General features: G+C 69.7%; 14 protein-coding genes. 11 read left to right on the top strand and 3 right to left on the bottom strand.

The genetic code is table 11. From position 1 onward, the window contains the following. Window positions 1-164 precede the first annotated feature (164 nt). From infA to truA, 8 genes are all read left to right on the top strand, one after another. Window positions 165-386, top strand: a complete 222-nt coding sequence (infA, locus tag VGB75_19925) for a translation initiation factor IF-1 (GenBank protein HEY0169318.1) — start codon at window positions 165-167, stop codon at window positions 384-386. A gap of 14 nt (window positions 387-400) precedes the next feature. Further along, window positions 401-514, top strand: a complete 114-nt coding sequence (rpmJ, locus tag VGB75_19920) for a 50S ribosomal protein L36 (protein ID HEY0169317.1) — start codon at window positions 401-403, stop codon at window positions 512-514. 199 nt (window positions 515-713) lie between these two features. Then, complete coding sequence (gene rpsM, locus VGB75_19915) at window positions 714-1,091, top strand: 30S ribosomal protein S13 (protein ID HEY0169316.1); 378 nt, start codon at window positions 714-716, stop codon at window positions 1,089-1,091. Window positions 1,092-1,173: 82 nt separating this feature from the next. Beyond that, window positions 1,174-1,581, top strand: coding sequence for a 30S ribosomal protein S11 (rpsK, locus tag VGB75_19910; protein HEY0169315.1), 408 nt, complete (start codon window positions 1,174-1,176; stop codon window positions 1,579-1,581). 26 nt (window positions 1,582-1,607) lie between these two features. Beyond that, entirely contained in the window at window positions 1,608-2,213 is a 606-nt protein-coding gene (gene rpsD, locus VGB75_19905; GenBank protein ID HEY0169314.1) for a 30S ribosomal protein S4, read from the top strand. Window positions 2,214-2,356: 143 nt separating this feature from the next. Next, the gene (locus tag VGB75_19900) at window positions 2,357-3,382 is read left to right on the top strand and encodes a DNA-directed RNA polymerase subunit alpha (GenBank protein ID HEY0169313.1); all 1,026 of its coding nucleotides are present in this window, start codon (window positions 2,357-2,359) and stop codon (window positions 3,380-3,382) included. 80 nt (window positions 3,383-3,462) lie between these two features. Continuing rightward, on the top strand, window positions 3,463-4,143 hold the full coding sequence (rplQ, locus tag VGB75_19895; GenBank protein HEY0169312.1) for a 50S ribosomal protein L17: 681 nt from the start codon (window positions 3,463-3,465) through the stop codon (window positions 4,141-4,143). A gap of 28 nt (window positions 4,144-4,171) precedes the next feature. Next, window positions 4,172-5,023 carry a tRNA pseudouridine(38-40) synthase TruA gene (truA, locus tag VGB75_19890; protein ID HEY0169311.1) on the top strand — a complete coding sequence of 284 codons (852 nt, stop codon included), beginning with the start codon at window positions 4,172-4,174 and terminating at the stop codon, window positions 5,021-5,023. A 34-nt stretch (window positions 5,024-5,057) separates the two neighbouring features. Here the strand turns inward: truA and VGB75_19885 are convergent, their stop codons facing one another. The 3 genes from VGB75_19885 to VGB75_19875 form a co-directional block, all read right to left on the bottom strand. Next, complete coding sequence (locus VGB75_19885; protein HEY0169310.1) at window positions 5,058-5,666, bottom strand: alpha/beta hydrolase; 609 nt, start codon at window positions 5,664-5,666, stop codon at window positions 5,058-5,060. 22 nt (window positions 5,667-5,688) lie between these two features. Continuing rightward, entirely contained in the window at window positions 5,689-6,600 is a 912-nt protein-coding gene (locus tag VGB75_19880) for a lysoplasmalogenase (GenBank protein ID HEY0169309.1), read from the bottom strand. An 88-nt stretch (window positions 6,601-6,688) separates the two neighbouring features. Next, the gene (locus tag VGB75_19875) at window positions 6,689-8,050 is read right to left on the bottom strand and encodes an FAD-linked oxidase C-terminal domain-containing protein (GenBank protein ID HEY0169308.1); all 1,362 of its coding nucleotides are present in this window, start codon (window positions 8,048-8,050) and stop codon (window positions 6,689-6,691) included. Window positions 8,051-8,104: 54 nt separating this feature from the next. On the opposite strand from VGB75_19875, the gene VGB75_19870 reads away from it, so the two are divergent. From VGB75_19870 to rpsI, 3 genes are all read left to right on the top strand, one after another. Further along, window positions 8,105-9,724 (top strand): ATP-binding cassette domain-containing protein, encoded by a 1,620-nt coding sequence (locus VGB75_19870; GenBank protein HEY0169307.1) that lies wholly within the window; start codon window positions 8,105-8,107, stop codon window positions 9,722-9,724. A 212-nt stretch (window positions 9,725-9,936) separates the two neighbouring features. Continuing rightward, a complete protein-coding gene (rplM, locus tag VGB75_19865) occupies window positions 9,937-10,377 on the top strand; it encodes a 50S ribosomal protein L13 (protein HEY0169306.1) in 441 nt (146 codons plus the stop codon). 29 nt (window positions 10,378-10,406) lie between these two features. Further along, window positions 10,407-10,796: a 30S ribosomal protein S9 gene (gene rpsI, locus VGB75_19860; protein ID HEY0169305.1), complete on the top strand. Its 390-nt coding sequence runs from the start codon at window positions 10,407-10,409 to the stop codon at window positions 10,794-10,796. Window positions 10,797-10,891 lie beyond the last annotated feature (95 nt).

Raw genomic sequence — 10,891 nt, 5'->3', positions numbered from 1 at the left:
ATCGTGCCCCGCGGCTGGTTCGGCGCGGCAGGACGGCTGTCACACGTGTTCCACCGGTGCCCCCGGTCATCCTGGGCGCCACGGTCCGACCACCCTGCCGGTGAGCCCAGCGGCGTGGTGGGCGTGCCACGAGTCAGACGTCAGCGAGGAGATGAGCGGAGGACATGGCGAAGAAGGACGGCGTCATCGAGATCGAGGGCAGCGTCGTGGAGGCTCTCCCGAACGCGATGTTCCGGGTCGAGCTCAGCAACGGGCACAAGGTCCTCGCTCACATCAGCGGGAAGATGCGGCAGCACTACATCCGGATCCTCCCCGAGGACAGGGTCGTCGTCGAGCTCTCGCCGTACGACCTCACCCGGGGCCGCATCGTCTACCGCTACAAGTAAGGAAGGGCAGCGCCGTGAAGGTCAACCCGAGCGTCAAGCCGATCTGCGACAAGTGCAAGGTCATCCGTCGCCACGGTCGGGTCATGGTCATCTGCGAGAACCTGCGCCACAAGCAGCGCCAGGGCTAGCGGTAGCACCACAAGCTCTACCCAGCACCACCCCAGCACGCGCAGTCCTCCCCGTTCCACCCGGCTGAGTCCGGTGCGGAGCGGGGCCACCCCCGGTCGGAGGCCGGGGCCGCTACATCGAGGCTGACATCAGCTTCGAGTGGGCAGTAGCGGACGGATGCGCACAAGACCTCCGAAGGAACGAAGGAGAACGCCCCGAATGGCACGTCTTGCCGGCGTTGACCTGCCTCGCGAAAAGCGAATGGTCATCGCGCTCACCTACATCTACGGCGTCGGACCGACCCGTGCGAAGGAAACCCTCGAAGCGACCGGCATCAGCCCGGACCTGCGGGCGCGGGACCTGAGCGACGAGGACCTGGTCAAGCTGCGCAACCACCTCGAGGGCAACTACAAGGTCGAAGGCGACCTGCGCCGCGAGGTGGCCGCCGACATCCGCCGCAAGATCGAGATCGGCTGCTACCAGGGTCTGCGGCACCGCCGTGGGCTGCCTGTGCACGGCCAGCGCACCAAGACCAACGCGCGTACCCGCAAGGGCCCGAAGAAGACGATGGCCGGCAAGAAGAAGGCCAAGAAGTAGTCGTCCCCGGGTCCTCGGCTTCGCCGAGCGTCCACGCAGTTCACACTTCGTTCCGAACAACCCCCTCAGGAGCTAAAGGCAGATGCCTCCCAAGACCCGCGCCGCAGGCGGCGTGAAGAAGGTCCGTCGCAAAGAGAAGAAGAACGTCGCGCACGGCCACGCTCACATCAAGAGCACGTTCAACAACACGATCGTCTCGATCACCGACCCCCAGGGCAACGTGATCAGCTGGGCCTCGGCCGGCCACGTGGGCTTCAAGGGCTCCCGCAAGTCGACTCCGTTCGCCGCGCAGATGGCGGCCGAGAACGCCGCCCGCAAGGCGCAGGAGCACGGCGTCAAGAAGGTCGACGTGTTCGTCAAGGGACCGGGATCAGGCCGTGAGACCGCGATCCGCTCGCTGCAGGCCACCGGGCTCGAGGTCGGCACCATTTCTGACGTCACTCCTCAGCCGCACAACGGCTGCCGTCCGCCCAAGCGCCGCCGGGTCTGACGAGAATCACGTAAGGGAGAACTGAAATGGCTCGTTACACCGGACCCGCGACCCGCATCTCGCGTCGCCTCAACGTCGACCTCGTCGGCGGCGACGCCGCTTTCGAGCGTCGCCCGTTCCCGCCCGGCCAGCACGGCCGCGCGCGCATCAAGCAGAGCGAGTACCTGCTGCAGCTGCAGGAGAAGCAGAAGGCCAAGTACTCCTACGGGGTGCTGGAGAAGCAGTTCCGCAACTACTACCAGGAAGCCACCCGCCGCAACGGCAAGACCGGTGACAACCTGCTCCAGATCCTGGAGTCCCGGCTGGACAACGTCGTGTACCGGGCCGGCTTCGCCCGGACCCGCCGCGCGGCTCGCCAGCTGGTGAACCACGGCCACTTCGTGGTCAACGGCCACAAGGTCGACATCCCCAGCTACCGCGTCTCGCCGCTGGACATCATCGATGTCCGCCCGAAGTCGCTGGAGACCACGCCGTTCCTGATCGTCCGGGAGACCCTGGGCGAGCGCCCGGTGCCGGCCTGGCTGCAGGTCGTGCCCTCCAAGCTGCGCATCCTGGTGCACCAGCTGCCTGAGCGCGCGCAGATCGACATCCCGATCGCCGAGCAGCTGATCGTCGAGCTCTACTCGAAGTAAGCGGCTGACCGGGCAGGGCGCCCCGCTCGTGATGAGGCGCCCTGGCCGGTTCCTCCGTGCCAAGCAAGCCGTCTGACGACAACTGAATACCTCACCCGAGCGTCATATAGCGGTCGCTCAAGAGTGTGCGAAGGAGCACCACCTTGCTGATTTCACAGCGCCCGGCGCTGACCGAAGAGGTCATCGCCGACAACCGTTCCAAGTTCGTCATCGAACCGCTCGAGCCCGGCTTCGGCTACACGCTGGGTAACTCGCTGCGGCGCACCCTGCTGTCCTCCATCCCCGGGGCGGCGGTGACCAGCATCCGGATCGACGGCGTGCTGCACGAGTTCACCACCGTCGAAGGCGTGAAGGAGGACGTCACCGACCTGATCCTGAACCTCAAGGAGCTCGTCGTCTCCTCCGACTCCGACGAGCCGGTCGTGATGTACCTGCGCAAGCAGGGCCCCGGCGAGGTCACCGCGGCCGACATCGCCCCGCCGGCCGGGGTCGAGGTGCACAACCCCGACCTGAAGATCGCCACGATCAACAAGAAGGGCCGGCTCGAGATCGAGCTGGTCGTCGAGCGGGGCCGTGGCTACGTCACCTCGGTGCAGAACAAGCAGCCCGGCCAGGAGATCGGCCGGATTCCGGTCGACTCGATCTACTCTCCGGTGCTGAAGGTGACCTACGCCGTCGAGGCCACCCGTGTCGAGCAGCGCACCGACTTCGACCGGTTGGTCGTCGACGTCGAGACCAAGTCCTCGATCAGCCCGCGCGACGCGGTCGCCAGCGCCGGCCACACCCTGGTCGAGCTGTTCGGCCTGATGCGCGAGCTCAACGAAGAGGCCGAAGGCATCGACGTCGGCCCCTCGCCGACCGAGGTCGCCGACATCGCCGCCTTCTCGATGCCGATCGAAGAGCTGGACCTCACCGTCCGGTCCTACAACTGCCTCAAGCGCGAGGGCATCCACACCGTCGGGGAACTGGTCGGCCGCAGCGAAGCCGACCTGCTCGACATCCGCAACTTCGGCTCCAAGTCCATCGACGAGGTGAAGGTCAAGCTGCACGGCCTCGGCCTGGCCCTGAAGGACAGCCCGCCCGGATTCGACCTGAACGCGGTGGTCGACTCCTACGGCGGCGAGGAGTTCGGCGACGACACCGACTACGCCGAGACCGAAGAGCTCTAACCGTCACGTTGAGAAGTCACCGGCTCCGCTGCCCGCGGCGGTCCCCGGCGCCCGAGAAACCTTTCCTCTAGGAGCAAGTCATGCCCACGCCCACCAAGGGCCCTCGCCTCGGCGGCGGTCCGGCACACGAGCGGCTGCTGCTCGCGAACCTCGCGACCGCATTGTTCGAGCACGACCGGATCACCACCACTGAGGCCAAGGCCAAGCGGCTGCGCCCGCTGGCCGAGAAGCTGATCACGTTCGCCAAGCACGGTGAGCTGCACGATCGGCGTCAGGTTCTCAAGGTCATCCGGAACAAGGACGTGGTGCACAAGCTGTTCGCCGAGATCGGTCCGAAGTTCTCCGAGCGGCCCGGCGGCTACACCCGGATCATCAAGGTGAACCCCCGTAAGGGCGACAACGCCCCGATGGCGGTCATCGAGCTGGTCGAGGAGCTCAGCGCGGCGGCCCGGGTCGTCCGCGAGGCCGAGCGTTCCCGTGGCACCAAGGTCGCTCCGTCCAAGGCGCCGACCGGCCGTACCGCCGAGATCGCCGAGGACGCCGCCGCCGAGTCGCCGACCGCTGCCAGAGTGGCCGGTGACGCCTCGGCTGCCAAGCAGGCCTCCGAAGACGCCGCGGCCGAGACCGTCGTCGACGACGCGACCGAAGAGACGCCCGCGGCTGAGGCCGTGGTCGATGAGAGCGGCGCCGCGGCGCCGGCTGAGGACGCCGCCGAGGTTGAGCCGGCCGAGGTTGAGCCAGCCGAGGACGAGGGCAAGTAAGGCGCCCCGCCTTTCTTCAGCGCACAGCATGAGTCAGCCGGCCGAGCCCGTTTCCCCCGCCGGGGGAGGCGGGCTCGTCCGGTTGCGGCTGGATCTGGGCTATGACGGCACCGACTTCGCAGGTTGGGCCACGCAGCCTGGGCGGCGGACGGTCCAGACGGTTCTGGAAACCGCGCTGAGCACCCTGTTCCGGATGCCTCGGGTGCCGGTGGTGGTCGCCGGGCGCACCGACGCGGGAGTGCACGCCAGCGGGCAGGTCTGCCATTGCGATGTCGACCCGGTCCGCTGGGAGCAGGAACGGAGCCGGATCGTCCGCCGGCTCGCCGGGTTGCTGCCGCCAGACGTCCGGGTGCACGCGGTGACGGTGGCCCCGGCTCACTTCGATGCCCGGTTCGGCGCGCTCTGGCGCCGCTACCGCTACCGGATCTGCGACGCCGACTACGGCGTGCCCGCACTGGATCGAGTAGACACCGCCGGCTGGAAGCACACCCTGGACGCCGTGGCCATGCACCGGGCCGGCCAGCGGTTGCTCGGGCTCAACGATTACGCGGCCTTCTGCCGCCGCCGACTGGGCGCCAGCACGGTGCGCAGCCTGCAGGAGCTGGTGGTGGCGCGCAGCGGTGAGCTGGTCGAGATCGAGGTGCAGGCCGATGCCTTCTGCCATTCGATGGTCCGCTCGCTGGTCGGTGCGCTGGCCGCGGTCGGCGACGGCAGCAAGGACGCCGAGTGGCCGCACCGGTTACTGACCCTGGGCCGTCGCAGCGAGGAGGTCAGGGTGGCGCCGGCACGCGGGCTCACCCTGCTCGCGGTCGACTACCCGTCCGAGGCAGAGCTGGCCGCGCGAGCCGCTCAGACCCGGGCGGTCCGCAGCCTCAGCTAGCTGTGCCAGCGCCGGCCGGGTGGGAGTGCCCCCGCTAGGCCAAGAAGGCCAGGTTGTCCCGCCCGCACCAATCCAGCGCCGCAGGCCAGGGCCCGTAGCCGTCCGCGGCCGTGAGCGAGCCGGCGCCGGCGATGACAGTGGCCGCCATCTTCAGCGGCGCGCCGTACACCTGGGCCACCCCACCCGGGCAGTGCCGATCGTTGTCCCCGCCGACCAGCACCGTGCCGTCGGCGGCACGGCGCAACGCGTCCACCGCCAGCGGCGCCGGCCGCAGGAAGTCCCAGGCCGGCAGCGGCTGGTCCGGAGCCGGCGGCGCCACCAGGGCCACCCGGGATGGCCGTGGCGAACGGCCGGCGGCGCCTTCGGCAGTGGCGCTTTCGACAGCATGGTGCAGCCACAGCAGGCAGGACGCCGAATGCGCCAGCACGTCGAAGCCGTCGTCGGCAAGCCCGGCCATGCACTGGCGCAGCGCCGCCAGGCAACCGGCGAGGTCCGCTGCCTCGGGCTCTGGCCAGACTGCCTGGCGGACCTCGCGTCCGGCGCTGCTCAGCTCGCCGGCCAGCCACTGAGGCCAGTCCTGTTCGGCTCCGAACGGGCTCGGCAACAGGACGGTGGGAAGGGTTCGGGTCGGTCGACGAGGCACCAGCGCAGCTTACGGCGCGTCCTCAGCCGACCAGGCCGAGCAGCAACAGCGACTGGGCGAGGTGGTAGCTGATCGCGACCGTGAGCGGCGCCCACCCGCGCCGCGCCACGAACCGGTCGGTGGCCAGCACCAGGTCCGAGGCCGCGAAGGCGACGATGCCGTAGGCCACCCACAGCGAGCTGGTGCCGATGCCGAGCACCACCGTCGAGCCGAGGGCGGTGATGTAGGCCGCGACGGCGATCATGAGTGGGGCGCCGCCCTGACTCTGCGCGCCGGCCAGCACCTGATGGCCGAAGGCGAGCAGCGCGAGCAGCACCAGCGCCAGGCCGAAGCCCAGGCTCAGCTGCTCGGTGCCGTGCTTGAGCATGGCCGCGGCGTAGCAAAGGTGCCCGAGCAGGAAACTGGCCAGCCCGACGGTGAACAACACGCTCGGCGGCTGGTGAGCGTCAGCCCGGTCTGACGTGACCGGCGGTGCAGCCCGATGAGGGCCGCCCGTCGTCGGCTGGCCCGTCGTCGGCTGGCCCGTCGTCGGCTCGGGCGGGGCCTGCTCGGGCGGGGCCTGCCCAGGCGGGGCCTGCTCGGCCGAAGCCCGCGACGACGGCTGCTGCTGCTGCCCGGAGCCCACCGGTTCCAGCGTCGTAGCCGCTCCGGCCCGCTGCCCGACCGGTTGTCCGAGCCGTTGTCCGACCGGTTGCCCGGGCTCGGCGAAGGACAGCGCGACATCGCCGATCAGCCCCAGGCACAGCGCCAGCACCAGCCAGCCGTGCACCCCGGGATGCCGGGGCTCGGCGGTCAGCGCCGCGGCCAGCAGGGCCAGCAGCACGGCCGGTTTCGCGCAGCGCTCTAGCAGCCGGGAACCGACAGCCACTGCCGTCCAGTCCAGGACCGCCAGCACGACGGCGACGGCCACCCACACCCATCCAGCCGCTGTCATACGGCGAGAGACTAACCAGTCCCGGTTGACGTCATCGCCAGGTGGGCACTACAACCGCCAAGTGGTCACCGCAACCGCCAGGTGGGCACTACAACACAGCTCCGGGATTGAGGATGCCGAGCGGGTCCAGGGCGTCCTTGATCCGGTGCGTCAACGCCATCACGTCCGGACCCAACTGGTCGGGCAGCTGCGCCTTCTTCAGCCGGCCGACGCCGTGCTCGCCGGTGATCGTCCCGTCCAGGGAGATGGCCAGCGCCATGATCTCGGTGAAGGCGGTGGCGGCCCGGGCGGTCGAGGCCGGGTCGGCGGCGTCGTAGACGATGATCGGATGGGTGTTGCCGTCGCCGGCGTGCGCCACGGTGGGGATCTCGATGTCGTTGCGGCGGGCGATCTCGGCGATGCCGGCCAGCAGCTCGGGCAGCCGTGGCACCGCGACTCCGACGTCTTCGAGCATCAGCGAGCCGCGCCGCTCGATCGCCGGGAACGCCGCTCGCCGGGCCATCGCGAAGGCCTCGCCCTCTGCCGGGTCGGCTGTGCTGAACACCTCGTCAGCGCCGCAGGCCTCGCAGGCCTCGGCGATGACCGCGATCTCGGCCTCGGCGCCGGCGCCCGCGTCGGACTGCGCCACCAGCAGGGCGCCTGCCGTCCGGTCCAAGCCCATCGACAGGTGGTCCTCGACGGCGTTGATCGAGGCCTGGTCCATCAACTCCAGCATCGCCGGCCGCGCCCGCCGGCTGATCTGCACCACCGCCTCGGCGGCCGCCGGCACGCTGGGGAACAGGGCCACCAGGGTGCTCGGCGGCTGCTGGGCGGGCACCAGTCGCAGGATCGCCCGGGTGATCACGCCCAAGGTGCCCTCACTGCCGACGAACAGCTTGATCAGCGACAGCCCGGCCACGTCCTTGAGCCGGGCGCCGCCGAGGCTGATGGCGGCGCCGTCGGCCAGCACCACATCCAGGCCCAGGACGTAGTCGGTGGTCACGCCGTACTTGACGCAGCACAGCCCGCCGGCGTTGGTGGCGATGTTCCCGCCGATCGAGCAGATCTCGAACGAGGAGGGATCAGGCGGGTACCACAGGCCGTGCTCGCGGGCGGCCGCCTTGACTTCGGCGTTCAGCGCCCCCGGCTCCACGATCGCCACCCGGTAGTCGGGGTCCACCCGCACCGCGCGCATCCGGTCCAGGCTGATCACGATGCCCCCGGCCACCGCCGACGAGCCGCCCGACAGCCCGCTGCCCGCGCCCCTGGGCACCACCGCGATCCGATGCCGGCTCGCCCAGCGCATCGCGACCTGCACCTCGGCGGTGCTGCGTGGGCGCACCACCGCCAGCGGGGTGCCCGCGCCGGGGTCCCTGGCCCAGTCATAGCGGTAGTTCTGGATCAGCACCGGGTCGGTGACCAGGGCGTCGGAAGGCAGTTCGGCGGCAAGCGCGTCCAGCGGGGTGGTCATGGTGGTTGATTGTGCCCAGCGTTAGGCGATTGCGCCGTGATGCAGACTTGCCCCGTGGGTTATCTAGACGTGCAATCGATTCGGCACCAGCTCTCCGACGGCCGGATACTGCTCTCAGACGTCAGTTTCCGGATCGGCGAGGGCGCCAAGGCCGCCCTGGTCGGCGCCAACGGCGCCGGCAAGACGACGCTGCTGCGGTTGATCGCCGGTGACCTGGCGCCGCAGAGCGGGGCGGTGGCCCGCTCGGGCGGCCTGGGCGTGATGCGGCAGTTCATCGGCTCGGTTCGCGACAGCACCACGGTGGAGGAGTTCCTGGTCGGCCTGGCCGCGCCTGCGATCGGGCAGGCCTGGGCCGACCTCAACGCCGCGGAGCTGGCGATGATGAGCGCCGACGACGAGAAGACCCAGCTGCGCTATGCCCACGCTCTGACCAACTGGGGCGACGCCGGCGGCTACGACGCCCAGGTGCTGTGGGACACCGTGACGGTGGCCGCGATCGGCATCCCGTTCGAGAACTGCAAGTACCGCGAGATCGCCACCCTGTCCGGCGGCGAGCAGAAGCGGCTGGCGCTGGAGGCGCTGCTGCGCGGGCCGGCCGAGGTGCTGCTGCTCGACGAGCCGGACAACTACCTCGACGTGCCCGGCAAGCAGTGGCTGGAGGAGCGGCTGAACTCGACGTCCAAGACGGTGCTGTTCGTTAGCCACGACCGGGAGCTGCTGGCCAACGTCGCCGACCGGGTGGTCACCATCGAAGGCGGCACCAGCTGGGTGCACGGCGGCGGCTGGGCGACCTACCACCAGGCGCGGCTGCATCGCCACGAGCGGATGGCCGAGCTTCGACGGCGTTGGGAGGAGGAGCACGCGCGGCTGAAGGAGCTGGTGCGCACGCTGCAGCAGCAGGCGAAGTTCTCCGAGGCGATGGCACAGAAGTACCGGGTGACGGTCGGACGTCTCGAGCGCTTCGAAGCCGCCGGCCCACCACCGGACAAGCCCGAGGATCAGAACGTCACCATGCGGCTGCGGGGCGGCCGGACCGGCAAGCGCGCCGTGATCTGCGAGCAGTTGGAGTTGTCCGGCCTGATGAAGCCCTTCGACATCGAGGTCTTCTACGGCGAGCGGCTGGCGGTGCTGGGCTCCAACGGCGCGGGCAAGTCCCACTTCCTGCGGCTGCTGGGCGGCGAGCAGGTGGCGCATGCCGGTGACTGGCGCCTCGGCGCCCGGGTGGAGCCGGGCCTGTTCGCCCAGACCCACGCCCATCCCGAGTGGGCCGACCGGACCCTGGTGGACCTGCTCTGGCACGGCGAGCCGGGTCGTTCCGGCGTCGACCGGGGCCGGGCGATGGCCGCGCTGCGCCGGTACGAGCTGAACTCCCAGGGCGACCAGAGCTTCGGCACGCTCTCCGGGGGCCAGCAGGCCAGGTTCCAGATCCTGTTACTGGAGCTGTCCGGGGCCACCCTGCTGCTGCTCGACGAGCCGACCGACAACCTCGACGTGCTCTCGGCCGAGGCGCTGGAGGACGCGCTGGAGACCTTCGAGGGAACGGTGATCGCGGTGACTCACGACCGGTGGTTCGCCCGCAGCTTTGACCGGTACCTGATCTTCGGCGCCGACGGCGTGGTGGCCGAGTCCACCGAGCCGGTCTTCGACGCCGCCCGGGTGGCCCGGCCCCGCTGAGGGCGCCGGCCACGGCCACCGCCGAGAGGTTCGCGCCGATTTGGAGGCGCCACCGGCCAACGGGTATCGTCCTCCCTTGGCACGCGTCGCCCTGCGCCGCGTGTGGACGGCCATGTTCCGGGGTCGACCGCCGAGATTCCTCGGTGGGACCGCGGAAGCGACTCCAGCCCGCTGGCTGAGCAGTCGTGAAGACCGACGAGAGAGAGTACGCCTTGCCTACTTACACCCCCAAGCCCGGTGACGTGGTCCGGTCCTGGCATGTCATCGACGCCAGCGACATCGTCCTGGGCCGGCTGGCCAGCCAGGCCGCCAAGCTGCTGCGTGGCAAGCACAAGCCGCAGTTCGCCCTGCATGTGGACACCGGTGACTTCGTCATCATCGTCAACGCCGAGAAGGTGGCGGTCGCCCCGCAGAAGCTCGGCGAGTTCCGTTACCGGCACTCCGGTTACCCGGGCGGGCTGTCCAAGCGGACCGTCGGCGAGCTGCTCGAGACCAAGCCCGAGCGCCTGGTCGAGCTCGCGGTCAAGGGCATGCTGCCCAAGAACACCCTCGGGCGCGCGCAGCTGAAGAAGCTCAAGGTCTACAGCGGACCTACCCATCCGCACGCCGCGCAGATGCCGAAGGAATTCACGATCACGCAGGTCGCGCAGTAGCGCGGATCAGGCAAATAGGAGAATTCGCGTTGACTACCCCAGTTCCCGTCGTAGGCCGTCGTAAAGAGGCCGTCGTCCGAGTCCGGCTCGTTCCGGGCACCGGCGTCTTCAAGCTCAACGGTCGCACTATGGACGACTACTTCCCCAACAAGGTGCACCAGCAGCTCATCAAGGAGCCGCTGGTGACCCTGGAGAAGAACGACCAGTACGACATCACCGCCACCCTGGTCGGCGGCGGCATCACCGGCCAGGCCGGCGCGCTGCGGCTGGCCATCTCCCGGGCCCTGATCGGCCTGGAGCCAGATGACCGCCCGGCGCTGAAGAAGGCCGGCTTCCTGACCCGGGACTCCCGCATCAAGGAGCGCAAGAAGTACGGCCTGAAGAAGGCCCGTAAGGCTCCTCAGTACTCCAAGCGTTAATCAGCCACCGTTCGTGGCCCGGTATTTCGGCACGGACGGGGTTCGCGGTCGCGCGAACGCCGACCTGACACCCGAGCTGGCACTGGCTGTGGCCA

The organism is Jatrophihabitans sp. (assembly GCA_036399055.1).
Taxonomy (GTDB): Bacteria; Actinomycetota; Actinomycetes; order Mycobacteriales; family Jatrophihabitantaceae; genus Jatrophihabitans_A.
This window is presented reverse-complemented; position numbering and strand designations above follow the sequence as displayed.

Bases quoted from the DNA above. Each gene is read 5' to 3' on its own strand.
- infA (HEY0169318.1), top strand. From the start codon at position 165: ATGGCGAAGAAGGACGGCGTCATCGAGATCGAGGGCAGCGTCGTGGAG.
- rpsM (HEY0169316.1), top strand. From the start codon at position 714: ATGGCACGTCTTGCCGGCGTTGACCTGCCTCGCGAAAAGCGAATGGTC.
- rpsK (HEY0169315.1), top strand. From the start codon at position 1,174: ATGCCTCCCAAGACCCGCGCCGCAGGCGGCGTGAAGAAGGTCCGTCGC.
- rpsD (HEY0169314.1), top strand. From the start codon at position 1,608: ATGGCTCGTTACACCGGACCCGCGACCCGCATCTCGCGTCGCCTCAAC.
- rplQ (HEY0169312.1), top strand. From the start codon at position 3,463: ATGCCCACGCCCACCAAGGGCCCTCGCCTCGGCGGCGGTCCGGCACAC.
- truA (HEY0169311.1), top strand. From the start codon at position 4,172: ATGAGTCAGCCGGCCGAGCCCGTTTCCCCCGCCGGGGGAGGCGGGCTC.
- VGB75_19880 (HEY0169309.1), bottom strand. From the start codon at position 6,600: ATGACAGCGGCTGGATGGGTGTGGGTGGCCGTCGCCGTCGTGCTGGCG.
- VGB75_19875 (HEY0169308.1), bottom strand. From the start codon at position 8,050: ATGACCACCCCGCTGGACGCGCTTGCCGCCGAACTGCCTTCCGACGCC.